This window comes from Brevundimonas poindexterae (assembly GCF_020524625.1).
Lineage (GTDB): Bacteria > Pseudomonadota > Alphaproteobacteria > Caulobacterales > Caulobacteraceae > Brevundimonas > Brevundimonas poindexterae_A.
Window position 1 is genome coordinate 711,696 of sequence record NZ_JAIVLL010000001.1, and the last position, 24,420, is coordinate 736,115.

Below are 24,420 nucleotides of genomic sequence, written 5' to 3' on the forward strand. Positions count from 1 at the left end.
GCCCTCCCTTTAGGCAGCTTTCCGCCGATGGGCAAAGGGGACGAAACTGCCAGGCGACGGATGACCACGCCCCCCGGAATCTGCCATAAGGCCGTATGGCCAAGGCGCGCACCGACACCCTCGAAGCGGCACTTCAGAACCTCTTCACCGGCGGCGACACCACCCGGGTCAGCTGGTTTGCCCTGACGGGCGGCGAGCAGCTGTTTGGCGAGGGCGATCCGGCCGACACCCTTTATCTGGTGCGCTCCGGCCGTCTCGGCGTCTTCTGCCACGACGGGGATCAGACGCCACGCTTCCTCGGCGTCGTCCGCCCCGGCGAGCCGGTCGGCGAAATGTCCATGCTGGCCGGCACACCCCATACCGCCAGCGTGGTGGCCCTGCGCGATTCCGAAATCCTGGCCCTGCCGCGCGAGACCTTCTTCGAGGCTGCCCGCAGCCAGCCCGATCTGATGGTCGAGCTGTCCCGCCTGATGATCCGACGCTCGCGCGACAAGACCCTCGGCGGCAGCGAACCCAGTGTGTTCGGCTTCATCTCTGCACGGCCCAAGCCCATCCGCGCCTTCGTCGAGCGTATCGCTGCCTGTATCGAGGCCGACGGCTTCACCTGCCAGATCATTGATCATTCGGCCCTGACCTCGGTCGCAGACTGGTTCAGCCGCGTCGAGGACAGCCACGATTACGTCCTCTATGTCGCCGAGGCCGACGAGCCCGCCTGGGCCCAGCTGTGCACCCGTCAGGTCGACCGCCTGTTCATCGTCGGCAACCCCCTGAACACGCCGCCGGGCGCCAACCTGCCCCGCAATCCGGCACTGGACGCCCAGCAGCGCACCGATCTGATCCTGCTGCGCGATCCGCGCATGCCCCGCCCCGCCAACACCTCGGTCTGGCTGGATGCCGTCAAGCCCGGCCGCTGGTTCCAGGCCATGGACGGTCACCTCGGCGATGCCGCCCGTCTCGCCCGCGTCGTCACCGGCACGGCCGTGGGCGTGGTGCTATCGGGCGGCGGGGCCCGGGCCTATGCCCATCTCGGCGCACTCAGGGCCCTGCGCGATGCCAAGGTCCCGCTCGACTTTATGGGTGGCGCCTCCATGGGAGCAGTCATCGCCGCCGGTCCGGCGCTCGGCTGGTCGCAGGACGAAATGGAGGACGAAATCAAGCGGGCTTTCGTGGCCAGCGATCCGCTCTCGGACATCACCTTCCCGCTGATCGCCATGACCCGGGCGGGCAAGGTCACGCGCCTGCTGCGCAACGCCTTTGGCGACACCGAGATGGCCGATATGGCCCTGCCCTACTTTGCCGTCTCGACCAATCTGACGACAGGCCGGATTGAGGTGCACAAGCGCGGCCTTCTTCGCCGGGCCATGCGCGCCACCATCTCCATTCCTGGCGTCATGCCGCCGGTGGTCATGCACGATCAGGTCCTGGTGGACGGCGCCGTCCTGCGGAATTTCCCCGCCGAAACCATGCGCCAGATGAACGCCGGCCCCGTGATCGGCGTGGACATGTCCCAGGCGCGCGGGGTCGACCCCGCCACCCTCCAGAACCCGCCCTCCTGGTGGCGGTGGATCCTGTCCGGGGACTGGAAGAACGGCCCGCCCATCGTGGCCCTGCTGATGCGCGCCGCCACCCTGACCAGCGACGCCGATATCGAAACCTCGCGCAGGGCCACGGACCTGCTGATCCAGCCCGAGCCCGAGGGCATGGATATCCGCGACTGGAAAGCCTACGACATCGCCGTTGGGGCTGGCTATGAGGCCGCGCACGCGGCCCTCTCGGAACTGGACGGCCCTGTCACCCGGCTCCGGCAGGACCGGAGCCGTCAGGCCGAGGCCGCCGAGACCGTCACCGCGCCCGAGCCACCAGAAAAAGCCTCGGGAAAGGCAAAAGCGTCACGCCGTCAGACCGCTTCGGAAAGGCCCGGTTGAGCGCCTCTTCCAGCGCCGCCAGATAGGCCGACTTCAGCCCGGGTGCTGAAGCCAGGGCCGTCAGATACGGCCGCAACGCCGTTCCGGACATCCAGGTCAGCACCGCATTCTCGCCCGTCAGGGCATGCAGATAGGTGGTGGACCAGATGTCGACCTCGGCACCCGCCCCGGCCAGTAGATAGTAATAGACCTCGGCGGAGGGAAGGGGTGCGATTGTCGAGACGTCCCGCAGCGTGCCGGCCCACGGCCCGTCCTCCGCGACTTCTCGCATCAGACTATGATGGCGGGTCTCAAACGCCATCGGCATTTGCACGGCCAGCACGCCGCGCGAGTCCAGCTGACCGGCCAGACGCGGGAAGAGCTGGTCGTGCCGGCCCAGCCACTGCAGCGAGGCATTCGCCAGAATCAGATCGACGGGCTGCCCGGCGGTCCAGTCAGCGATATCGCCCTGACGCCACTGCACCCGGTCGTCCCGCGCCCGCGCATCGGCCAGCATGTCCCCGCTTTGCTCCAGCCCGTGAACCTCGGCGGCCGGATAGCGCCGCTTCAGCAGACTGGCGTGATGCCCGTCACCGCAGCCAAGGTCCCAGATCACGCGGGGCTGCAGATCGTCGGGCAACCGGACCAGCAGGTCCAGCGCCGCACGATCGCGCTCGGCCTCGAACCGGTTGTAGGTTTCGGGATCCCAGTGAACCGGATCGGAGGGAGAGAGGATCATGGGGACAGCCTCCCCATTGTCGCGACCCGGTCAAGCGGGGCGCTTCGCGATGGTACAGCCTCTCAGGATCGAACTGAGGACCTCCGGCTCCACAAACCGGCGCTCTAACCAGCTGAGCTAAGGCTGCACATCTCGTCGCGAGGGCGGTTCTCTAGCGGGCCTCGCGGTCGGGGGCAAGCGGCTCTTTCGAATTCACTGCCCCGTCCGGATCAGCTGTAACCCTTGGACTGGATATAGCGCTCGATCGCCTGGATGCGCGAGGCATCCGACGGGTGGGTCGAGGCGAACTCCGGCGTCTGGGTCTGACGTTGGGCAGCCATCAGACGCCACAGGGTCAGGGCCTCGGTCGGGCGATAGCCGGCGCGCACCATATAGTCGATGCCCAGCTGATCCGCCTCCAGCTCATGCTGGCGCGAGAAGGGCAGAAGCACGCCCAGCTGGGCCCCCAGCCCGCCCAGGGCGCCGACCGCCTGCCCATAGTCGCCCGAGGCACCCTGGATAGCCTGCAGGCCAATGCTGGTCACCGCCGTGCTGGAATAACGCTCGGCCGCGTGCTGGGCGACAACATGGCCGACCTCATGACCGAGGACGGCAGCCAGCTGGTCGTCATTCTGCACCAGCGCCAGCAGACCGGTCGTCACGCCCACCTTGCCCGACGGCAGAACAAAGGCGTTCGGCGACGAGTCGACAAAGACCGCATAGTCCCAGTTGAGATTGGTCAGGCCGGCGGCCTGAACGATCCGCCCGCCAACGCGGCGAATGCGGGCATTGGCATTGGCGTCGCGGGACACCTGCTGCGTCCGCAGGGCATCGGCCCACGCCTGATCGGCCTGCTGCGTGAGGGACGCGTTGTCCACCAGCAGGAACTGGTTGCGGCCCAGCGCCTCGTTGTAGGCGCACCCTGCGACGAGGGCAGAGGCGGCGACCAGTCCGACAAGGACCTTGGGCACAGTGAGGGTCATCAGGGAATCTCCCGGAGTGTTTCAGGATAGCGGTGAAGCTTGAACCCGCTGGGGCCGAAATTGATCCAGCCCGCACGACAACCGGCGGGCAAGAAAAAACGCCCCGGAGCGGACTCCGGGGCGTTTCCATTTTCAGTCGACCTAGTCCGCGATCGGGAACCGGATCGTGACGTTGAACGTCGCGTTCTCGGCGGCCCCATCCACGGTCCGCGGCGACAGTTCGCCGCGCTGGACCACCCGGACTGCGGCCCGGCCGAAGCCGTATCCGCTGGGCGTTTCCGACACCACCTGGCAGTTGGCGGGTCGGCCGTTCGCCTGGGCGGTACACCGCACGGTGGCTTCACCGCTGGTGCCCGAGTTCAGCGCCCGATCGGGGAAGTCCCGCTCGGTGGGCTGGGGACGACGCGACCACGACGGGTTCGTGATCACCGAGGGGCGGACCGGCGGCGCCGGCGGAGCCGGAGGCGGCGGGGGCCCGGGGATGTTGATCGGCGGTCCCGTGTACTCCTGACGGTCCTCTTTCGGCACCGGCGGAATGGGCAGCGGGGCCGGCGGCGTGATCGGCGAAGGCAGCGGCTCGCGCGGCTGGATCTTCGGCGGCGGAGGGGTATCCGTCGGAGGCGGCGGAGGCGGAGGAGGCGGCGGCGGAGGCGGAGGGATCGGATCGATCAAATCCACCTGCACCGACTCATCCGAGTACTCCGGAATCTTCAGCTCGAACTTCGTCTTGTCGATGAAGTAGAGCATCACCCCGAACAGGATGGTGACGACGACCAGCACGATCAGCCAGACGCCAAGCGAGACCCCCAGGAAGCCCTTCTTGCGAGGGGCGTCATAGCGACTGCGATGGTACTCAACGGGTGTATCGGTCATATGCCCGTCCTTTACTCTGGCGCGTTGTCTTCGCCGACCAGGGCGACGCTATAGAAGCCATTGTCCTGCAGGGCATTCATCACCTGCATGAAATCGCCATAGCGCGTCTGCTGGTCGCCGCGGATGAAGATACGCTCTTCCTCCGGGTTACGCGTGCGGATCTGTGTGCGGAGATCGTCACCCAGGGTAGCCACCGAGGTCCGGAAGTCGCCGAGGAACACGTCCCCGTCGTTCTGGATCGAGATGAACACCGGCTTGGGCGGGTTCTCCTGCGGGTCTGCCGCGGCGGTGGGCAGTTTCACCTCGATCGACACGGTGGCCAGAGGCGCGGCCACCATGAAGATGATGAGGAGAACCAGCATGATATCAACGAAAGGCGTAACGTTGATCTCGCTGTTCTGCTCGACGTGATACTTTCCGCCGCCGCCTCCTGAGAGTTTTGCGGCCATGAGCCTTACGCTCCCTTGTCGAGCTGACGCGAGATGGCGTTGAGCAGTTCAGCCGCAAAGCCGTCCGAACGCGTGCCGTAGGCGGCGATGCGGGTGTTGAAGTAGTTGTAGAAGATAACCGCCGGGATAGCGGCGAACAGACCGATACCGGTGGCCAGCAGGGCCTCGGCGATACCCGGGGCCACGACGGCCAGGTTGGTCGTGTTCGACTGGGCGATACCGATGAAGGAGTTCATGACGCCGTACACCGTACCGAACAGACCGACGAACGGACCGGACGAACCGACCGAGGCAAGGAACTGCTGACCGCCCGAGAGGCGACCGGCCAGACCAGATTGCACCGCGGCAACGGCGGTCGAGGCGCGGGTGATGGCCGAGTCACGGTGCTCACCGGTGACCGACAGACCGGCCTGACGCGACAGTTCGACTTCTTCAGTGGCCGCGGCGGCCATGTCGGCCAGCGGGTTACCATCGAACTCGTCCGCCGTGGCGATCTTGCGCATGTCCGCGATCGAGCGGGCCCCGCGGAAGCTTTCCAGGAAGCGGTCGGTCTTGGAGTTCAGACCGGCGAACTCGATAATCTTGATGATCAGGATGACCCACGAGAAGATCGAGGCCACCAGCAGGCCGATCATGACGATCTTCACGACGATGCCGGCTTCCATGAACATGGAGATCGGCGTGATGTCGCCGTGGCCTTCGCCGCCGACGGCGTCAGCGACGCTTTCCGGATCGGCTGCGGTGTCGACCGGGGCCGCGTCCGTGGCCGGAGCCTCGGTGGTGGTAGCTTCGGCAGTCGCCGGAGCCGGAGTCGCGGTGTCCTGAGCCAGGACCGGCGAGCTCGCCATCAGCACGGCGGCGCCGGCCATTGCGAGAAGGATGTTCGTCTTTTTGCTATCGCGCATAGTTCGCCAGTTCCTGCGTTGTGGTCTGACCATAAAACCAAAAGGACCCGACCCCAGTGGCCGTACCCCAGTTGAAAACTCTGACTTCCCGACTTCAGACCTGAAGGGGTCCGACGTCGAAACGCCTTCGGATGCGACCGGTTGCCGAATGGAACCGGTGTCGGTGACAGATGCCTCCGGATCGAGATCCGGAACCCCCTGGCCACCCCCACCCAAGAAAGCAGTCACGCTCCCTTTGGCGAACGCATACCAGAGCGTCAAGTGCGCCGAGCCGCTTTTCCCCCGGCGCGAGAACACCTGTCGTTGGGGCACAGACTTCCCCCGGAAAGCGACATTTTCATGATATCTGGAATTTCCTGCCCCAAGGGGGTTCGGAGAAGTGGTGCCTGGGGGCGGATTCGAACCACCGACACGCGGATTTTCAATCCGCTGCTCTACCAACTGAGCTACCCAGGCGCGCTCCGGCGGGCGGGAGCGGGGTCTATAGGCGAGCGAATGCGGGGTGTCCAGCACCCTTCTTCACAGTTCGCTTTCGTCGTCCCGCCGATCGTCCTCGCCGCCCTCTGCGGGCTCCCCGGGAAGCACATATCCTCCCGTCAGCCAGCGCTGCAGATCAACGTCCGAACACCGTTTGGAACAAAACGGCCGATAATCCGGATGTGTGGAATTTTTCTTGCAGATCGGACACTTGGCCATTCAGCCCTCCCGCAGTTCATAGGTACCGACCGCCAGGCCCGGGTCTGCGACAACGCGTCCCCTCGGACCGAGGCCGACGGTCAGCGACGCGATGTCGCCCGCCTCCCCTTCCGGGACCGCCAGGCTCACCCACGGGGATGACCTGTCGGTGGCCAGCGCATGGCGCAAGTTGCGCACGGCGTCGATCTGTTCCGTCCGCCGTCGCCGTTCGCCCGATACACCGAACAGCACCTCCTCGATCGGGGTGTGCGTCCAGGGCAGCGACAGCTGCAGGACCCCGAAACGGCTCAGTGGCCCAAAAGTGACACCGGTGTCCTGAAATGAAATTTTCGCTCCGGCCATCACCGGTTCCGGCGGAAGCGAGGTGCCGACCAGATCAATTGCGACCAGCCCGCCCCAGTTTTTCAGGGCGATCCGGCGCGCGGCCAGCGTCATTCCGCGCCGATTCGCCGCCAGACGAGCGCGCATGCCGTCGCGCCCGGCCTCTCCGGCATGATCGATGTCGACGTTCACCATGGCCCGCGTGCGCTCCACGGCCACGTCCAGTCCGCCTTCCATGACGAGGGCGGCCAGCGCCAGCTCGCGTGCTTCCCGCACGACCTCGATGGCGGGTGCCCCGGTCTCGGGCACGACACCCGGCGCGGTACGGGCCAGCCAATCAGCCACGCCGGGCCCGGCCTTCAGCAGGCGCGGCGCCCCCTGCCCGTCTCCCACCCGCTTCAGCGTCGGCCCCTTGCCGCCCCGCGGCTCGGCCGTGACCGCCACATGGACGGCCTCGCCTACCGCCCCCGCGCCCTTCGGCAGGAATCCGAACGGTTCTCCGGCCCCCAGATCGACAAAGGCCCCGCCGCCCCCGGGCAAAAGCGCCGTCACCCGGCCGATGCTCTCGGCCTCGAGGCGATTCGCCGGATGATCCTCGTCGCGCGACAGGAAGATGCGGCGCGGCTCGCCGTCCTCGCACACCACGCCCCAGGTCTCACCCGGCGCCCTATCCAAAAAGGTCTGCAGCGCGCTCACCCGCGCCGGTACCCGACGCCTTCCAGCAGGCTGACGGTCTCATAGAGCGGCAATCCCATAACCGCCGGGTGACTGCCCACGATTCGCCGGACAAAGGCGCCCGCAGGCCCCTGGATGCCATAGGCCCCGGCCTTGCCGCGCCAGTCGCCACTGGCGACATAGGCGGCGATCTCCGCCTCGCTCAGCACCTTCAGGGCGACGCGGGTCTCCACCACCCGCACGGACACGCGGTCCCCCCGGGCCACGGCCACACCGGTGTGCACCCGGTGGTTCCGGCCCGACAGCATCTTGAGGAAACGCGTCGCCTCGGCCTCGTCCGCCGCCTTTTCCAGAAACCGGCGCCCCAGCGACACGACGGTATCCGCCGCCAGAACGATGGCGTCGGGATGCCGCTCGGCCAGCACAGCCGCCTTGCCGCGCGCCAGACGCTCGGCCAGCTGCGCGGGAGTTTCGGATTTCAGCGGGGTTTCGTCGATGTCGGCGGGCTCTATCCGGTCCGGAACGATCCCCACCTGGGCCAGCAGCTCACGCCGGCGCGGACTGGCCGAAGCCAGGATGAGCTCAGGACGGGCCATCCCGCCCGGCCTTACTTGAAGCGATAGGTGATGCGACCCTTGGTCAGGTCGTAGGGGGTCATTTCGACCAGCACCTTGTCACCGGCCAGCACGCGGATGCGGTTCTTGCGCATCTTGCCCGCGGTGTGGGCGATGATCTCGTGGTCGTTCTCGAGCGTCACACGGAACGTGGCGTTCGGCAGCAGTTCGCTGACCACGCCGGGAAACTCGAGCAGTTCTTCCTTAGCCATGCGGCCTCTCACGCCCGGGGAAACATTGAACGGTACCAAGTCGGGCGAAACACGGACCGTTGAGGTCGCGCCCTATGCATTAAAATGCATGAATAGTCGAGAGGTCAGGGCTGATACGCCGCTTCCATCCGTGTCCAGGCATCAGCCGGCACATACGGTCGGATGGCTTTGGCAAAGCCTTCGTGTTCACCCAAATAGCGTTCTAGATGTCTCGATCCCGGGCTTGCCGCCTCTACATTGGCGACCCGATCAGCCAGCTTTACGAGGGCAGCGTCCGGGGTATCTGCAATCTTGCGATAGATGGCTGACATCTTCTCTGCACGATTTTCGCCCTCTGCGGTCACCGCCCACACCAGACCCGCGACACGCTCTCCGAAAACTCTCATCAGGTCGTCACGAGACGTGTCGGTATCCTCGATCGTGTCGTGCAACCAGGCAGCTGCCAGAAGATCGGGGTCGTCTGTCCAACTCTGCAAAATGTCCACGACCTGCGAAAGGTGATGTTCGTAGGGATGCTCGTCGTACCGCTGCTCCCCATGCTTTCGGATGGCAAAGGCCCTGGCTGATTCCGGCCCCATGGACTTCACCGCCGGTACAGGGCGCAGACCAGGGTGAACAGCCGTCGCGCCGTCTCCTGGTCCATGTCGATCTTGCCGTCCAGCCGGGCCTTCAGGATCTCCGCGCCCTCGTTGTGCAGACCCCGGCGGCCCATGTCGACGGCCTCGATCTGGCTGGGCGAGGAGCCCCTCAGCGCCTCATAATAGCTTTCGCAGATCAGGATATAGTCGCGCAGCACCGTCTTGAGCGGCGTCAGCGACAGCCCGTGCGCCCGCGCATAATCAGGTCCGCTGATATCGAACACCAGCCGGCTGTCCTGCAGCGACAGCTTCAGCGCATAGGGACCGCCGGACGCCCCCTCGGGCCGGAAGGCATTCTTCTCGACCAGATCGAAGATCGCCACCCGGCGCTCATGCTCGATCTCGGCCGTGGCGGCGGGCAGGGTTGCCGCATCCAGGTCGACCGAGGCCAGACGGTCCGTGTCCGGGCGGGCGCTGTCGGTCATTCCGTCTCGCTTCCCTCGTCCAGTTCGGGATGGCTGGGCTTCTCGCGCGCCGGCCACCGGTCCGACAGGTCCGCCAGCACCACGTCCAGACATTCCACATCGATGCGCAGATCGCCACCGCCCGCGAACATCAGATAGACCTGACCGGACGGCGCCTCCGACGGCTCGAAATGCAGGGCCAGCAGTTCCAGCGCCTGTTCCGGTCCGCGCGGCAGCTGCCGGCTTTTGACCGCTGTCACGTCGCCGAACTGCATGGCGGCCATCACCCGCGTGCCGCCGCACTCCCAGCAGAAGCGGCTCAGCGTCAGGGTCAGCTGCCGCGCCGACCGCTCCCACACGATGTCGACCGGTCGCAGGATCGCGTCCTGCAAGGCTGCAGACACAAACTGCAGGTCCTCGACGTCCATGGCCAGCAGCCGCAGGGGCTCGGGCGGCGTGGCCGGCTGCGGCGGCGAGACGGCGGCCTCGACGTCAGTGCTCATGGCCATCCCCTGTGATCCGGCGGATGTCCGCACCACAGCGCCCCAGCTTCTCTTCCAGCCGTTCGAAGCCGCGATCCAGGTGATAGACCCGGCCGATCGTGGTCTCGTCCTCGGCCACCAGCCCGGCGATCACCAGACTGACCGAGGCGCGCAGGTCGGTGGCCATGACCGGCGCCCCGCGCAGGCGCTCGACGCCCGTCACCACCGCCTCGCCGCCGTGCACGGCGATGTCCGCACCCAGACGCGCCAGCTCGGGCGCATGCATGAAGCGGTTCTCGAAAATGTTCTCGTGGATGCGGCTTTCGCCCTCGGCCGTGGTCATCAGGGCCATGAACTGCGCCTGCAGGTCGGTGGCAAAGCCCGGATAGACCTCGGTCGTCACATCGACGGCCTTCAGTCGCTCGGCCGGATCCCGCCGCACGCGCACGCCGTCGTCGGTCTCGGCCACGTCCACCCCGCACTCGCGCAGCTTGGCGGTCAGGGCGGTCATCAGCTCGGGCCGGCTGCCGGTCAGGGTCACGTCGCCCCCCGCCATGGCGGCCGCCACAGCATAGGTGCCCATTTCGATCCGGTCGGCGATCACCGGCCAGGCGGCGCCGCCCAGCGAGGTCACGCCCGTGATCGTCAGCGTATGGGTGTCCAGGCCCTCGACCTTCGCCCCCATCGCCATCAAACACCGCGCCAGATCGCCGATTTCCGGCTCGCGCGCCGCATTGTTCAGGACCGTCGTCCCCTCGGCCAGCACGGCCGCCAGCAGAGCATGCTCGGTCGCCCCGACCGAGATGAAGGGGAAGGTGATCTCCGCGCCTTTCAGGCCGTTCGGCGCCCGGGCCTCGACATAGCCCTCTTCCAGCTCGATCTCGGCGCCCAGCGCCTTCAGCGCCATCAGGTGCAGGTCCACCGGCCGCGCCCCGATCGTGCATCCGCCCGGCAGCGACACCCGTGCCTCGCCGGTCCGGGCCAGCAGCGGGCCCAGCACATTGAACGAGGCCCGCATCTGCCGGACCAGATCATAGGGCGCGAAGGTCGAGGTGATCTCCGGCGCATGGAACAGGGTCTGCTGCGCCCCGGCCTCGCCCGATTCGGTGACCTCGACCCCCAGCTGACGCAGCAGCTGTCCCAGGAAACGCGTATCCGCCAGCCGCGGCATATTGGTCAGGCGCAGCGGCTGGTCGGTCAGGATCGAGGCGGCCATCAGCTTCAGCGCCGAATTCTTGGCGCCACTGACCGGGATGCTGCCGTTCAGGGTGTTGCCGCCGCGGATGGCAATACTGTCCATGTCGATCCTGATGCTGACCGCCGGCACCTGATCGCGCTGCGGGGGGACCGGTTATCTAGCGCGACCCGCCCCCGGGTTGAAAGGGCAGGCCGCCGCCAAAACTCAGCTTTCTTCGTCGCCGGCCTCACCGGCCGGTTCCGGGGCGGGCACGCCGCGCGTGGCCTGCTTGCGCCGCCGCAGATTGGCCCGAAGCGCGCTGGCCAGCCGGTCCTCACGGGCCCGGGCCGCCCGGGCGGCGGGCGTGTCGGCGGGGGAATTGTCTCGCTCGCTCATGCGCCCCTCTGACCACCGGATGCGCTTTTCAGCAAGAGATTGCGATTAGGGGCTTTCGCCCGCACCGCGCTTTGGCTATACGCCCGGTTCCTCAGATTTGGCCGCCGTAGCTCAGTGGTAGAGCGCATCCTTGGTAAGGCTGAGGTCGTGGGTTCGATTCCCCCCGGCGGCACCATCTTCCCTACAAGATTACGCTAGCGCTCCGACTCCGGAGCGCGACGCGTGCGTCCATAGTCCTGCCAGGCCCGCGTGCGCTCCGGTCGGCCGTCGAGGCGCGCGTCGATGGGCTCAAGCCCCGCGTCCGACCGCCAGGGCGTGATCACCACATCGGGCCAGTCGGGGTCATAGTCGTAGCCATAGGGCGAGCCATAGCGGCTGTAGGCGGGAAAGCCGTTCTCGACCTCCCGATAATGCAGCTCCAGATGGCCCCGCTCGCCCAGCGGCACCGACACCGATGCTCCGTACGAGCGATAGCCCTCCGTCCCGACGCCAACGCTGAACTCACCGCGCACGCGGCGTTCGGCGTCCCACGCGACCCCGTCGACGGGGCCCTCGGGCAGATCGTCCGAAATCGTCTCGACGACCGGCCCGGCCGCCAGCCAGCGTTGGATCTGCTGGTCCGTCGTCAGGCCGTGCGGATCGGGGTCCTGAGTCGCTACTGTCGGCTGGCCGGCCCCGGTCGTGGCCACGGCTTCGGCGGACACCTGCGGGGCAGTGGCCGTGCGGATGATCTCGCCCTCGGGGTCCTGCGGATCAGACGCGGACAGGCTGAGGACGGCGCTGGCGAGTAAAAGGATCATCCGCTGATCTTCCCCTGTGATCGGGCGCGCCGCAATGGCCCGGGCGCCCGACCGGCACCGTGGGGGCCAAATGTGGCCATGTCAGGCCCCGTTTCCGGTACCGATTGCCTCGCCCCGACCGAGAGGGTCCGGCAGGGCCTCTCCCTCGGGCACGAAGCTCAAGGCCGCGGAGTTGATGCAGTAGCGCAGACCCGTCGGGGGCGGGCCGTCCGGGAACACATGGCCCTGGTGCCCGTCACAGCGGGCGCAGCGCGTCTCGATCCGCACCATGCCGTAGGAGGTATCGCGGATCTCGCGGATGTGGTCGGGGTCATACGGCCGGTCGAAACTGGGCCAGCCGGTCCCGCTCTCGAACTTGGTCTTGGTCTGGAACAGCGGCAGGCCGCACAGGCGGCAGCAGAAGACCCCCGCCCGCTTCTCGTCCAGCAGCCCGCCACAGAAGGGCGCCTCGGTGCCATGGGCCAGCAGGATCCGTTCCGCCTCCGGGTCCAGATCGGCGATCAGCCGCTCGCGCTGGTCTTCGGAGGGCGGGGTCAGGTCAAAGCCCGAGGCAGAGGTCATCTGGGTCATGTCCCTGAAATAGGAAAGGCCGGCCGGGGTTCCACCCCGACCGGCCCGATCCTTGTCCGTGTCGTGCGCCCTAGAACAGGGTGCCGACCCAGGTCCGCACGGCATTCTCGTCCGTGGGGTTGCCCGTATAGGCCAGACCGTCGGCCGGGACGTGGGGCTCGTTATTGCCCCGCTCGCGGCTGGTCCACACCTTGTGACCATAGGTCAGGTCGGCATAGTTCGACGGCAGGCGCACGATGGTCGGCTCCACAAAGATGGAGTCCTCGGCCGTGGTCGACCCGGCCAGACGCACGTTCGGCAGGTTCACCAGCAGGTCCAGCACGTCCAGGCAGCCGCCCGAGCAGCCCGAGTCGATCAGAACGACCACCGGACCCTGCACGGGGTTGGCCGCACCCGTATCGGGCACCGGAGCCCGACCCGGCAGGACGAAGCTGTCTTCACCGGCAGCCATGGCCGCATCAAACGCGGCGACCAGGGCGCGGGTCTCTTCGATGACGACCGGGTTTTCCTCGACGAACAGCGGATCGGCTTCCATGCGACCCAGCGCGTCGGCGAACCATTTGCGGTTGTCGGCGCTGACCCGATAGGTCACCTCGCCCACGACCGGCTGGCGGCTGACGGTGAATTCGGGCGTCCAGATGCGGTTGGCCACACCATAGGCACGCCGCGAGGCCGTGAACTCCGAGCCGTTGGCTCCGCGCAGGTCCAGCACAAAGCCCTGCGGACCCCGGATCGAGTCGACCTGGGCGACCAGGGCGGCGTTGAACGCGGCCCAGTCAGCGTCTTCGCTCAACGAGTGCACATGCACCCACGGACGACCGTTGACCTCCTCGATGGCCAGCGGCACGTCGCCCGGCATCCAGACGGTGGCGCGATAGGCCGCTTCCATGGCCGCGGGGCTGACCGGCTGGATTTGCAGGTCATAGTCGCGCGGACGGCGACGGCCTTCCTGGAATTTGCAGGTCTGCGGCACGCCGCGGGTGAAGGGGTTGTTGCGGTTCCACAGCAGATAGGGCGCAGAGCGGACACGACCGGCCTCGGTCGTCAGATCGCCTTCCCAGCGATCCAGCTTGCCCATGGCGAATTCCTCGATCGGGATGCCGTTGCATTCCAGAACGACCGAGCCGACCGGCGGACCCCGGCGCACGCCCGGTGCCACCTGGGTCACCACATACTGGCCATCCTTCCAGCCGGTAGTCACACCCGCCCAGCTGGTCGCGAAATACGGTCCCAGCAGGTCGAAGGTCGGGGTGATGCGCAGGTTGGAATCGCGGAAACCGGCGGCGAAGAAGCGCATCAGATAGGCGTGGCTGTCGCCGCTGTTCACCTGTCCGAGCATGGACTGCGCCTCGGCGAGACCTGCATCCAGATAGGTGCGGAAGGCCGCGGCCTCGGGGCCGTCGACGATCAGCGCCGGGTGGTTCTCGCGGATTTCCTCCTGGGCGGTGACCAGGTCCTGCGAGGCCAGTGCGCGAAAGTCCTGCGCAGCGACAGAGGTCGCGGTGGCGATGGCGAGGGCCGCAGCCGTGAGGGCAACATACGGTCGAAACGTCATACAAAAGGCTCCAGTGGCCGTGTCAGGGAGTACCCACACGTTAAAGCCGATCAGGCGGGGCCTTGCCAACCCCGAACGCCGATCAAGCGAACCCCCCGGTCCGGAACGCGGTTTACTCGCATCCGATCACGGCCTAATCGGGGCCGTCGCCTCAAGGTGAGATCACAGAGCCTTGATCTCCCGCCTCCGGCGATGTCGATGGAACCGGGAATGTTCGCCAAAATCCTGATCGCCAACCGGGGCGAAATCGCCGTCCGCATCATCAAAACCTGCCGTCGCATGGGCATTCGCACGGTGCAGGTCTATTCCGAGGCCGACGCCGGCTCGCTGGCCGTCGAGATGGCCGATGAAGCGGTCCTGATCGGTCCGGCTCCGGCCTCCGAGTCCTATCTGCTGGCCGACCGGATCATCGAGGCCGTGCGGCAAACGGGCGCAGAGGCCGTCCACCCCGGATTCGGCTTCCTGTCCGAGAACGCCGGTTTCGCCCGTCGCCTGCGCGACGAGGGAATCGCCTTCATCGGCCCGAACCCCGAGGCGATCGACGCCATGGGCGACAAGATCACCTCCAAGAAGTTCGCCGCCGAGGCCGGGGTCTCCACCGTGCCCGGCCATATGGGCCTGATCGAGACTTCCGAAGAGGCCGTCGAGATCGCGCGCGGCATCGGCTATCCCGTCATGATCAAGGCCTCGGCCGGCGGCGGCGGCAAGGGCATCCGCGTCGCCCACTCCGATGCCGACATGGCCGACGGCTTCTCCTCGGTGAAGGCCGAGGCCAAGGCCGCCTTTGGGGACGACCGGGTCTTCCTCGAGAAATTCATCGAGAACCCCCGTCACATCGAGATCCAGGTGCTGGGCGACAAGCACGGCAACGTCGTCCACCTGTTCGAGCGCGAATGCTCGATCCAGCGCCGCAATCAGAAGGTCATCGAGGAAGCCCCCTCCCCGCTGCTCGACGAAAAGACCCGCAAGGCCATGGGTGACCAGGCCATCGCCCTGGCCAGGGCCGTGAACTACGACTCGGCCGGCACGGTCGAATTCGTCGCCGGTCAGGACAAGAGCTTCTACTTCCTCGAGATGAACACCCGGCTGCAGGTCGAGCATCCGGTCACCGAGCTGATCACCGGCGTCGATCTGGTCGAACAGATGATCCGCTCGGCCTGGGGCGAGAAACTGAACATCACCCAGAAGGACCTCAAAATCCGCGGCTGGGCGATCGAGAGCCGCATCTATGCCGAGGACCCCTATCGCGGCTTCCTGCCGTCGATCGGCCGTCTGGTCCGCTATGGACAGCCCCGCGAGGGGGATCAGGACGGCTATCTGGTCCGCAACGACTCCGGCGTCCGCGAGGGCGACGAGATCAGCATGTTCTACGACCCCATGATCGCCAAGCTGTGCACCTGGGGCGAAACCCGCGAAGCCGCCATCGACGGCATGGCCCGCGCGCTGGAAGACACCCACCTCGAGGGCGTCGGCCACAATGTGCCCTTCCTCGCCGCGGTCATGGACCAGCAGCGCTTCCGCTCGGGCGAACTGTCCACCCGCTATATCACCGACGAATTCCCCGACGGTTTCGACGGCCTGCCCGTGGCGGGCTTTGGCCGCGACGTCATGCTGGCCGCCAGCCTCGCGATGAAGGCGGTCCAGGTCGAACAGGCCGGCGACCCCGGCCACCGCAGCGACTGGACGGTGCTGGTCGGCGCCGAACATGTCTCGGCCTCGCTGGCGGTCGATGACGACGAGAACCTCGTGATCGAGCTGGACGACGAGGATCGCACCCTGGTCCTGTCCGAGATCGACTGGTCGCCCGGCCTGCCCCAGTTCCGCGCCGTGCTGGACGGCACCCCCTTTACCGCCCAGGTCACCCGCGTCCCCGACGGCTTCGACATCCGTCACCGGGCCATGCGTGCCCGCGTCCGCGTGCTGTCCCCGCGCCATGCCGAGCTCTATGCCCGCCTGCCGGAAAAGGTCCCGCCGGACACCTCCAAACTGATCCAGTCGCCCATGCCGGGCCTGGTCGTCTCGGTCCCCGTCACCGTGGGCCAGGAGGTCAAGGAGGGCGAAACCGTCGCCATCATCGAGGCCATGAAGATGCAGAACATCCTCAAGGCCGAGCGCGATGGTGTGGTCAAGGCAATCGGCGCCGGCCCCGGCGACCCCGTCGCCGCCGACGACGTGCTGGTCGAGTTCGAATAGGCTGCGGCTGCGCATTACATTTACGTAAAACGTAATGATATTGCTGTTAATCGATATGTGATCATGTCACATGGGCGGAAAGGAGTTCGCCCATGCCGTCTCATGTCCTGCCCCGCCTTCTGACTGTAGCCCTGATCCTGACCTGCACGGCGACCGCCGTCGCAGCGGCCTTTGCGATCATCGCCCCACTGGTCGGCCAGCCCCTGATCACCGGTTTCCCCGTCGCCTGCGTGGACGCGGCGAATTCGGTCTGTGCCCTTGAGCGGCAGGCGGGCGCCGCCCAGCTGGTCCTCGATCGCGGAGAGATTGTGCTCCCGGCCTCGAGCCTCGACGCCACCGTTCTCCGGGTGGTCGATGTGGCGATCACAGGCGGCTTCGCCATTGTCCTGATCTGGCTTCTGCGCCGCTTCGCCCGCGATGCAGCCAGCGGCAGGCCCTTTACAGCCGGTTCGACCCATAGCCTCGCGCGCGCCGGCGTGCTGCTGATGGCCTGTCCCGTCTGGCAACTCCTCCGATCCGCTCTCTGGCAGATGAGCGTGATCGCTCACCAGGGGGAGCAGGTAACCCTCATCCACACCCTCGCCCCGGCGCCTGACCACGCGGCCCTCCGCCTGCTGCCCGAGTTCAGCCCCGAGGCCGTCATCGCCGGCCTGATCCTTCTGGTCGTGTCCCGCGCATTCGGTGTGGGTGTCGAGGTGCAGCGCGACAGCGACGAAGTCATCTGATGCGCATCGTCATCCGGATCGACGAACTCATGTTGCGCAAGAAGATGTCCCTCAATCAGCTCTCCGAGCAGGTCGGCATCTCCACCACCAATCTCTCCCTGCTGAAGAACGGACATGTGCGCGGGGTCCGGTTCAACACCCTGCTCGCCATCTGCCAGGCGCTGGACTGCCGGCCAGGCGACATTCTGGATATCGAAGAGGAAGCCTGATGCTCCGAACGCTTGCCTGCACCGCCATGCTCCTGCTGGCGACCACCGCCGCCCACGCCCAGGACCCGCTGATCCCCGAGCCCGTCACCCTAGCGGTCCGGTCGGCCGTCCAGGATGGCGATCGTATGGGCGTGGTCATCGGCTACTGGCGGGATGGTCGGAGCGATTTCTACGCATGGGGCACGACCGCGGCGGACGGAGTACCGGTCGGCCCCGACACCCTGTTCGAGACCGGATCGATCACCAAGGTCTTTACCGGAGACCTGCTGGCCGCCCTCAGCCTGTCCGGAGATCTGGAGCTCGATACCCCCCTGTCGGACATCTGGCCGGGCGCGGCCTTGCCGTACGACCTCACCCTCGGTGACCTGGCCACCCATACCGGGGGCCTGCCCCGCGACGTCCCGCTGGCGGCCCTGCAGAGCGGCAATGACGAGGACCTTCTCGCGACCGTTCCCGCACCCCCGCTCGACCGCGCCCCGACCTATTCCAGTGCGGGGATGGCGCTGCTCGCCCGCGCGATGGAAATACGCACCGGGATGTCTATGGAGCGCTTGCTGGGCCGTATCACGGGTCCCGCAGGTCTGCGCAGCACGGCCTACCATCCCGTTGATCGCGCGCGTCTGGCGCGGCCCCATATCGGCAGGACCGACATCGGTGACACCCGCCCGGAAACGGTGGATATCGGCCGGGGCGCAGGCGGCCTCTACAGCACGCCGCGCGATCTGCTCCGCTTTGCCGTCCTTCATCTGCCCGCCAGCCGGCAGCCGCAAACGGCCTCCATGCAGGCCGCACTGGTCGGCTACCGCGACCTTCCGCTCGGCTGGCAGGTTCACGAGGTGGACGGCCAGCGCATCTACCACCACAGCGGCGAGGCTGGCGGGTATCAGACCTTCATGGGCTTTCGTGAGGATGACGGAGGCACCGCCGTCGTCCTGATGTCCAACTCGTCCGTCGACGACGATCTGCAGGCCATCGCCCTGCACCTCCTCGATCCCGCGGTACCGCTCCCCACCTTCGACCGCACGGGCGGTCTGCCGTCGGCCGATGTTGACTATCTGGCGGGCACCTACGCCGTCGCCGAGGATCCCGAAGGCAACCGCATCACCCTCGTCCCCGTGGATTCCGGCCTCGGCTATTCGGAGACGGCACCGGACGGCACCGGTATCCGTCGCGCGCGGCTGGAGTTCGTTGGCCCGGGGGACCTGAGGATTCCCGGCACCCCCATCCACATCCGCTTTGACCCCAGTCCGTCCGGACCGATCCGGCTGGTGGTGGGCGATCAGACCTTCTCGCTGGTGAGGCTGGACCCCGCCGATTGAGCGGAGGGCTTGTCGTCTCCGGCCCCGGCGCCCCCGTCGCCGCCGACGATGTGCTGGTCGAGTTCGAATAGGGCCTACCCCTCGACCGGCTCGGCCTTCGTCCCCTTCAGATACGCCGCCGACAGCTGGCGGAAATAGCGCGAGTTCCAGGCGATCACCGTGACGATCAGGCCCAGAATGCCGGCCACGGTGAAGACCAGCGCCATCCCCCGCTCGGGCCCGCGACCGTACCAGTCGCCGATCAGGTCGGCCCCCCAGCCGTCGGTCATCAGCGGGATGAAGACGAACTGGGCCAGCGGCGCGATCAGGAAGGCCGTCAGGGGCGAGGCTGCCTGCTCCACCGACTGGGCAAAGCCGAACACCCGCCCCTGCCGCTCGAACGGCACCACCTTCTGCAGCGTCGTATGCTCGGCCGCCTCGGCGTAGGGGCTCAGCAGCATCCACATGAAACAGCCGATCGCCAGCAGCACGATCGACGACTGGATGGTGAACAGCGCCGCCACCACCCAGCAGATCAGATTGACGATCATCAGGGTACGAAGCGGGTTCCTCCCCAGCCCCGTTCTGGAAATGATGATCCCGCTCAGGATGAAAGCCGTCGACACCCCGGCCCAGAAGAAGCCCCAGGCCTCGACCGGCATGAGCGACAGCCCGTACGCATCCATCAGGGCCATGAACACGCCGCCGAGGAAGTTGTTGAAGGTCGCAAACAGGATCAGGGCAAACAGCCCCGGCACCACCGCGATCACCTTGATCGTCCCGCGAATGTCGACCCGCGCCGGGCCGCTCTGCCCGGCTTCTGCCCGCAAGGTCTCAGGGTACGGCTCATCGACGGCCACGAACCGCAGATGCAGGAATACCGGCACGATCAGCGCCAGGGCGAACGCCAGCGCACCTTGCATCCCGGACCAGGCGACCAGCAGACCGCTGATTACCGAGGTGGTCAGAAACCCGATCCCGGTCACCATCCCCACCAGTCCGTTGGCCCGGTCGCGCCGGTCCTCGGCAACCAGCGCCGTCACCAGCGTCGGCAGGGCGATGGAGCGGATATTGCCGGCAATTACGCCCAGCATCACCACGCCGACGAAGGCCCACAGCCAGAGGCTTCCGACCTCGGTCATCGCCCCGTCCGGCGCAACGGTCAGCACGCCAAATGACACGCCATAAAGCCCCAGCGACACCAGGCTGGACGCCAGCATGACCTTCTTCTTGCGATGGTGGTCCACCAGACTGCCGAACCAGAAGGCCAGCCCCGCCGTTAGCACCAGATACAGACCCGCGATCATCCCGGTGGCGAACACCGAGCGCGTCTCCAGAAACACCCAGAAGGTCAGGGCGAACCACACCGTGAAGTTGATGATGTTGGCCACCAGATTGTTGACCAGCACATGGTGAAAGGCGCTCATGACCCGCTCGCAATCCCACGCGCGGCCCGGCCTGCGCGGCGCGCCTTATGCCAGAAGTCGAGGCAGGCGGACCAGAGGGGCCGCCGGCGGGCGCCAGCCCTCGACGCGCGATCAAATCGGCCGTTTCCCGTGACAGCATCGCCCATGGCTGCCAGCATGGCCGCTATGACCTCCCCCCTCCGCGTCCTGCTGGCCGTCTGCCTGATGCTGATCATCGGACTGGCGGCGGCGGGCGCGCCGGCCTGGGGCCAGACGCCCGAACCGGTTCAGGATCCCCCCGCCATCCGCGTCGACAACGACGCCGGCTCTGATGCCGCCATCGCCGCGCGCCTGACACGCATTTTCGCCCAGTTCGACGCCCTTTCCGCGGTCGAGGTCCGGGTGACCGAGGGGGTGGTGACCCTCGACGGCATGGTGGCCGACCGCGCGGATCTGGATCAGGCCGAGGCGATCGCCGGCCGGGTCGAGGGCGTGGTGGCCGTGCGCAACGAGCTTGTGGCCAGTGTCCAGCTGGGCGAGCGGGTGTCCCCCTTCCTCGCACAGATGAAGGCCCTGTGGCGGTCTGTGCTCGACAGCGGGCCGCTGGTGGTACTCAGCCTCGTGATCGTCCTCGTCTGCGCGGGCCTGGGCTGGTGGGTGGCGTCATTCAACCGGTTCTGGCGTGGCCTGACGCCCAATCCCTTCGTCGGCGACCTGCTCGCCCAACTGGTCCGGGTGGTCAGCCTGATCATCGGGATCGTTCTGGCGCTGAACCTGATGGGCGCCACTGCCCTGCTGGGCACCGTGCTGGGCGGCGCGGGCGTGCTGGGCATCGCAGTCGGCTTCGCCCTGCGCGACACCCTGGAAAACTACATCTCCAGCATCATGCTCAGCCTTCGCCAGCCGTTCCGGGCGAACGACCACGTCGTCATCGACAGTCACGAGGGCAAGGTGGTGCGGCTGACGTCGCGGGCGACCGTCCTGATGACGCTGGACGGCAATCACCTGCGCATTCCCAATATGATGGTCTTCCGGGCGGTGATCCTGAACTACACCCGCAACCCGCAGCGCCGGCTGGAATTCGAACTGGGCGTCGATGCCGAGGACGACCCGGAGGCCGCCATCAAGGTGGGCGTGGCCGCCCTGGCGGACCTCGACTTCACTCTGTCCGACCCTGCGCCGACCGGCGTCATCGTGGCCGTCGGCGACAGCAACATCATCCTGAAGTTCACCGGCTGGATCGATCAGAAAGACGTCGATTTCCTCAAGGGGCGGAGTGCCGCCATCCGCGTCGCCAAGATGGCCATCGAATCGTCAGGCTTCTCGCTTCCCGAGCCCATCTACCGCCTGCGCATCGACCAGATGCCGGATCTGTCCCCAACCCCGGCCAGTCCGCCGGTGGCCAGGCCCCGCGCGGCCGCCCCGGCGGACGGCTCGGCCGAGACCGTGCAGTCCGTTCGCCCCGACGACCACATCGACCGCACCATCGAGGCCGAGCGCCGCGACTCCTCCGAAGAGAATCTGCTCTCGTCCAAACGCCCCATCGAATGACCACACGGGTCAGGCGCCGGCGCCCCGTCCCCCATCCCGTTCCCGGTGCGGGCACCCCGGCCAGCAGCAGGGGCGGCGCTTGCCGGCGGTCAGGTCCTCGATGGCCCGGACCACATGCTTCTCGCGCGTCCCGGCCTTCTTCACCGAGATCGTCCAGCAGATCCATTCATTGCGCGCCAGCGGGGTGATGTCCTCCCACGCGGCGCGCGCTTCGGGGTGAGCCTTCAGGGCGACGGCCAGATCGTCGGGCAGGTCGTGGACCACGCCCCCGCTGAGGACGGGTCCGCTCATGCGGCCCGTTCCCGCCTCACGACCCCACCGATGGCTTCCAGCAGGCCCGCTGGCGTCACCGGTTTCGACACGTGCCGGTCCGCACCAGCCTCCTTCGCCTGCTCCAGATGCTGGGGCATGGCATTGGCGCTCAGCATCAGGATGGGCAGGCGCTTCGGCGTCGCCATCGCCGCCTCGGCCGCCCGGATCGCCTGGGTCGCGGCCAGGCCGTCCATCACGGGCATCTGCATGTCCATCAGCACCACGTCATAGGCACCGGTCTCCACCTCGGCGATCGCCAGGGCGCCGTTCTCGACAATGGTCAGTTCGAACTCCGGCCCCGCCAGCATGGCCTCCACCACCCGCTGGTTCACGGGATGGTCCTCGGCCAGAAGCACCCGCACCGGCCTTTCGGCGTCCCGCGCTGTGATCGTCGGGACCGCCTGTTCGGCCCGCTCGCGCGCGGCCGCCACGCCAGCGTCATAGGCGTCCAGCGAGCGCGTCCGTGACAGCGGCAGCTCCACGACGAAGCGACTGCCCTTGCCCGGAACGGACTCGGCCCGAATCTCACCGCCCATCATCTCGGTCAGCGCCTGACAGATCGACAGGCCCAGACCCGTCCCCCCGAACCGGCGCGTGATCGTGCTGTCGGCCTGGGTGAACCGGTCGAACAGGGTCCGCGCAGCCTCGGCATCAAAGCCGACGCCCGAGTCCTGCACAACTATCACCAGCTGGCTCACCCCCGGCTCGGGCGTGTCGTCGTCGATCGTCAGCTCCAGCGCGACCTCGCCCACGTGGGTGAATTTGATGGCGTTCGACAGCAGGTTGGACAGGACCTGCCGGATGCGTCCGACATCGGCCAGGAACCGCCCGCGCGCCGTCGGCCCCGGGCGGAAAGTGAAGGTCAGATCCTTGGCCTCGGCCTTGGCCCGGGCCGTCGCGATCGCCCCCGCCAGCTCGTCCATGATGTCCATGTCGACCGGCACGATCTCGAGCTTGCCGGCCTCGACCTTCGACACATCCAGAATGTCCGACACCAGCCGCTCCAGGCTCTCGCCGGATTGGGCGATCAGGTCGACCAGTTCCCTTTGGCGCGGCGTCAGATCATCGCCCTGCAAGGCGCCGATCAGACCGATCACCCCGTTCAGCGGCGTGCGGATCTCATGGCTCATATTGGCCAGAAAGTCGGTCTTGGCCTGGCTGGCCGCCTCGGCGGCGATCTTGGCGGCCTCCAGTTCGCGCCGGGTGATCTCTCGCTCGGTGACATCGCGGGCCACGGCAAAGATGTGATCCCCGTGGCGCCGCGCCTGCCACTCCAGCAGCCGGTAACCCCCGTCCCGGTGTCGGTATCGATTAATGTATCCGCTTACAAAGCCGCCCCTCTGAAGGTCCTGCACCCGGGCGGCCGTCGTCTGCGTCGCCGCCAGGTCCTCAGGGTGCACCAGTTTTAGCAGCGGCTGACCTTCCAGTTCATCGGGCGAATAGCCGAGCGTCGATTCCCACGAGCGACTGACCCGGACGATCCGACCCTCCAGGTCGCGGATGCACAGCATGTCGAGCGAGACGTCGAAAAAGGTATCCGCCACGCCCATCTCGTCCGGGCAGGAATCAAAGGCGGCAAGAGACATGGCAGGCATACCCGGACACTTCTGGCGATAAGCCAAGCTTGCACACCGAAGTTAAGTTTACCCTGCGACCGTTGAGCCGAACTCCCTTTCGAAGCTGCTCTTAAGCGCGGCATCCACCTCGTCCATGCTCGCCAGAACCCCCAGATCGTGCAGGCTGGTGACCCCGTGCTCGCGAATGCCACAGGGCACGATCCCCCCGAAATGGTCCAGGTCCGGCTCCACATTCAGGCTGATGCCGTGGAAGCTGACCCATTTGCGCACCTTCACGCCGATGGCCGCGATCTTGTCCTCGCGCGACCATCCGGGCCCCTTGCGAGTGACCCAGACGCCGACACGGCCGTCCTTGACCTCGCCCTCGATGCCGAACTCGGCGAGCGCCCCAATGATCCACCGCTCAAGTCCCCGGACGAAGCCACGAATGTCCCGACCGCGCTGGTCGAGGTCCAGCATCACATAGGCCACCCGCTGCCCCGGTCCGTGATAGGTGAATTGCCCGCCCCGGCCCGTCTTGTGCACCGGAAAGCGCGCGTCGATCAGGTCCTCGGGCCGGGCCGAGACGCCGGCGGTATAGAGCGGCGGATGTTCCAGCAGCCATACGCGTTCCGTGGCCTCGCCTGCGCGGATGTCGGCCACCCGCGCCTCCATCTCCGCCTCGGCCTCGGCGTAGTCGGTCCGCCTAGGCGTCACGCGCCATTCAACCGGCCGTCCGTCGGCACGAATGAGGGCGGATCGCGCGGGGCTTAAGGCTTGCGAAAGCATGGTGCCCCC

The 24,420-nt window shown here is 67.1% G+C and carries 27 protein-coding genes and 3 tRNA genes; 7 read left to right on the forward strand and 23 right to left on the reverse strand.

Annotated elements, in window-relative coordinates; all coding sequences use genetic code 11:
* The first annotated feature begins 95 nt into the window (after positions 1-95).
* The gene (locus LC068_RS03765) at positions 96-1,925 is read left to right on the forward strand and encodes a patatin-like phospholipase family protein (RefSeq protein WP_226634647.1); all 1,830 of its coding nucleotides are present in this window, start codon (positions 96-98) and stop codon (positions 1,923-1,925) included.
* On the opposite strand, the gene LC068_RS03770 is transcribed toward LC068_RS03765, so the two are convergent.
* The 16 genes from LC068_RS03770 to LC068_RS03845 all read right to left on the reverse strand — a co-directional run bounded on the left by LC068_RS03770 (position 1,843) and on the right by LC068_RS03845 (position 11,447).
* On the reverse strand, positions 1,843-2,643 hold the full coding sequence (locus LC068_RS03770; protein WP_226634649.1) for a methyltransferase domain-containing protein: 801 nt from the start codon (positions 2,641-2,643) through the stop codon (positions 1,843-1,845). The genes LC068_RS03765 and LC068_RS03770 overlap by 83 nt on opposite strands.
* A 50-nt stretch (positions 2,644-2,693) precedes the next feature.
* A tRNA-His gene (locus tag LC068_RS03775) sits at positions 2,694-2,770 on the reverse strand.
* Between the two features lie 82 nt (positions 2,771-2,852).
* The gene (locus LC068_RS03780) at positions 2,853-3,605 is read right to left on the reverse strand and encodes a M48 family metallopeptidase (RefSeq protein WP_226634651.1); all 753 of its coding nucleotides are present in this window, start codon (positions 3,603-3,605) and stop codon (positions 2,853-2,855) included.
* Between the two features lie 141 nt (positions 3,606-3,746).
* Positions 3,747-4,478, reverse strand: a complete 732-nt coding sequence (locus LC068_RS13785) for an energy transducer TonB (protein WP_264182101.1) — start codon at positions 4,476-4,478, stop codon at positions 3,747-3,749.
* Positions 4,479-4,489: 11 nt separating this feature from the next.
* Positions 4,490-4,927: a biopolymer transporter ExbD gene (locus LC068_RS03790; RefSeq protein WP_209120415.1), complete on the reverse strand. Its 438-nt coding sequence runs from the start codon at positions 4,925-4,927 to the stop codon at positions 4,490-4,492.
* A gap of 5 nt (positions 4,928-4,932) precedes the next feature.
* Positions 4,933-5,832, reverse strand: a complete 900-nt coding sequence (exbB, locus tag LC068_RS03795) for a tonB-system energizer ExbB (RefSeq protein WP_226634653.1) — start codon at positions 5,830-5,832, stop codon at positions 4,933-4,935.
* 380 nt (positions 5,833-6,212) lie between these two features.
* Positions 6,213-6,288: transfer RNA gene (locus LC068_RS03800), tRNA-Phe, on the reverse strand.
* Between the two features lie 63 nt (positions 6,289-6,351).
* On the reverse strand, positions 6,352-6,528 hold the full coding sequence (locus tag LC068_RS03805; RefSeq protein WP_226634655.1) for a DNA gyrase inhibitor YacG: 177 nt from the start codon (positions 6,526-6,528) through the stop codon (positions 6,352-6,354).
* Entirely contained in the window at positions 6,529-7,545 is a 1,017-nt protein-coding gene (locus LC068_RS03810; RefSeq protein ID WP_226634657.1) for a S1 domain-containing protein, read from the reverse strand.
* The gene (locus LC068_RS03815; RefSeq protein ID WP_226634659.1) at positions 7,542-8,120 is read right to left on the reverse strand and encodes a Maf family protein; all 579 of its coding nucleotides are present in this window, start codon (positions 8,118-8,120) and stop codon (positions 7,542-7,544) included. The genes LC068_RS03810 and LC068_RS03815 overlap by 4 nt, the downstream gene beginning before the upstream one ends.
* Positions 8,121-8,131: 11 nt before the next feature.
* On the reverse strand, positions 8,132-8,350 hold the full coding sequence (gene infA / locus LC068_RS03820; protein ID WP_003164348.1) for a translation initiation factor IF-1: 219 nt from the start codon (positions 8,348-8,350) through the stop codon (positions 8,132-8,134).
* A gap of 104 nt (positions 8,351-8,454) precedes the next feature.
* The gene (locus tag LC068_RS03825; protein WP_226634661.1) at positions 8,455-8,928 is read right to left on the reverse strand and encodes an HD domain-containing protein; all 474 of its coding nucleotides are present in this window, start codon (positions 8,926-8,928) and stop codon (positions 8,455-8,457) included.
* A gap of 5 nt (positions 8,929-8,933) precedes the next feature.
* Positions 8,934-9,413 carry a UPF0262 family protein gene (locus LC068_RS03830; protein WP_226634663.1) on the reverse strand — a complete coding sequence of 160 codons (480 nt, stop codon included), beginning with the start codon at positions 9,411-9,413 and terminating at the stop codon, positions 8,934-8,936.
* Positions 9,410-9,895: a DUF2948 family protein gene (locus tag LC068_RS03835; protein WP_226634665.1), complete on the reverse strand. Its 486-nt coding sequence runs from the start codon at positions 9,893-9,895 to the stop codon at positions 9,410-9,412. The genes LC068_RS03830 and LC068_RS03835 overlap by 4 nt, the downstream gene beginning before the upstream one ends.
* On the reverse strand, positions 9,885-11,174 hold the full coding sequence (murA, locus tag LC068_RS03840; RefSeq protein ID WP_226634666.1) for a UDP-N-acetylglucosamine 1-carboxyvinyltransferase: 1,290 nt from the start codon (positions 11,172-11,174) through the stop codon (positions 9,885-9,887). Before murA ends, LC068_RS03835 begins: the two co-directional genes overlap by 11 nt.
* Before the next feature lie 102 nt (positions 11,175-11,276).
* A complete protein-coding gene (locus LC068_RS03845) occupies positions 11,277-11,447 on the reverse strand; it encodes a hypothetical protein (protein ID WP_226634668.1) in 171 nt (56 codons plus the stop codon).
* Positions 11,448-11,547: 100 nt separating this feature from the next.
* On the opposite strand from LC068_RS03845, the gene LC068_RS03850 reads away from it, so the two are divergent.
* Positions 11,548-11,622 (forward strand) — tRNA-Thr (locus tag LC068_RS03850).
* Between the two features lie 19 nt (positions 11,623-11,641).
* Here LC068_RS03850 and LC068_RS03855 read toward each other — a convergent pair.
* The 3 genes from LC068_RS03855 to LC068_RS03865 all read right to left on the reverse strand — a co-directional run bounded on the left by LC068_RS03855 (position 11,642) and on the right by LC068_RS03865 (position 14,372).
* Positions 11,642-12,247, reverse strand: a complete 606-nt coding sequence (locus tag LC068_RS03855; RefSeq protein ID WP_226634670.1) for a hypothetical protein — start codon at positions 12,245-12,247, stop codon at positions 11,642-11,644.
* An 81-nt stretch (positions 12,248-12,328) separates the two neighbouring features.
* Positions 12,329-12,817 carry a peptide-methionine (R)-S-oxide reductase MsrB gene (gene msrB, locus LC068_RS03860; protein ID WP_226634672.1) on the reverse strand — a complete coding sequence of 163 codons (489 nt, stop codon included), beginning with the start codon at positions 12,815-12,817 and terminating at the stop codon, positions 12,329-12,331.
* A gap of 70 nt (positions 12,818-12,887) precedes the next feature.
* Positions 12,888-14,372 (reverse strand): hypothetical protein, encoded by a 1,485-nt coding sequence (locus LC068_RS03865; RefSeq protein ID WP_226634674.1) that lies wholly within the window; start codon positions 14,370-14,372, stop codon positions 12,888-12,890.
* A 210-nt stretch (positions 14,373-14,582) separates the two neighbouring features.
* Here LC068_RS03865 and LC068_RS03870 point away from each other — a divergent pair, with 210 nt between their 5' ends.
* From LC068_RS03870 to LC068_RS03885, 4 genes are all read left to right on the forward strand, one after another.
* Positions 14,583-16,565 (forward strand): acetyl-CoA carboxylase biotin carboxylase subunit, encoded by a 1,983-nt coding sequence (locus tag LC068_RS03870; protein WP_226634677.1) that lies wholly within the window; start codon positions 14,583-14,585, stop codon positions 16,563-16,565.
* Between the two features lie 92 nt (positions 16,566-16,657).
* Positions 16,658-17,290, forward strand: a complete 633-nt coding sequence (locus tag LC068_RS03875) for a hypothetical protein (protein WP_226634679.1) — start codon at positions 16,658-16,660, stop codon at positions 17,288-17,290.
* Entirely contained in the window at positions 17,290-17,499 is a 210-nt protein-coding gene (locus tag LC068_RS03880) for a helix-turn-helix domain-containing protein (protein ID WP_209120430.1), read from the forward strand. The genes LC068_RS03875 and LC068_RS03880 overlap by 1 nt, the downstream gene beginning before the upstream one ends.
* Positions 17,499-18,818 (forward strand): serine hydrolase domain-containing protein, encoded by a 1,320-nt coding sequence (locus LC068_RS03885; protein ID WP_226634681.1) that lies wholly within the window; start codon positions 17,499-17,501, stop codon positions 18,816-18,818. Before LC068_RS03880 ends, LC068_RS03885 begins: the two co-directional genes overlap by 1 nt.
* A gap of 74 nt (positions 18,819-18,892) precedes the next feature.
* On the opposite strand, the gene LC068_RS03890 is transcribed toward LC068_RS03885, so the two are convergent.
* A complete protein-coding gene (locus tag LC068_RS03890; RefSeq protein ID WP_226634683.1) occupies positions 18,893-20,224 on the reverse strand; it encodes an MFS transporter in 1,332 nt (443 codons plus the stop codon).
* Between the two features lie 165 nt (positions 20,225-20,389).
* On the opposite strand from LC068_RS03890, the gene LC068_RS03895 reads away from it, so the two are divergent.
* A complete protein-coding gene (locus LC068_RS03895) occupies positions 20,390-21,754 on the forward strand; it encodes a mechanosensitive ion channel family protein (protein WP_226634685.1) in 1,365 nt (454 codons plus the stop codon).
* Between the two features lie 9 nt (positions 21,755-21,763).
* On the opposite strand, the gene LC068_RS03900 is transcribed toward LC068_RS03895, so the two are convergent.
* The 3 genes from LC068_RS03900 to lipB are packed head-to-tail and all read right to left on the reverse strand — an operon-like array spanning position 21,764 to position 24,411.
* On the reverse strand, positions 21,764-22,045 hold the full coding sequence (locus LC068_RS03900; protein ID WP_226634688.1) for a YdeI/OmpD-associated family protein: 282 nt from the start codon (positions 22,043-22,045) through the stop codon (positions 21,764-21,766).
* Entirely contained in the window at positions 22,042-23,652 is a 1,611-nt protein-coding gene (locus LC068_RS03905) for an ATP-binding protein (RefSeq protein WP_226634690.1), read from the reverse strand. Before LC068_RS03905 ends, LC068_RS03900 begins: the two co-directional genes overlap by 4 nt.
* A gap of 57 nt (positions 23,653-23,709) precedes the next feature.
* Positions 23,710-24,411: a lipoyl(octanoyl) transferase LipB gene (gene lipB / locus LC068_RS03910; protein WP_226634692.1), complete on the reverse strand. Its 702-nt coding sequence runs from the start codon at positions 24,409-24,411 to the stop codon at positions 23,710-23,712.
* Positions 24,412-24,420 lie beyond the last annotated feature (9 nt).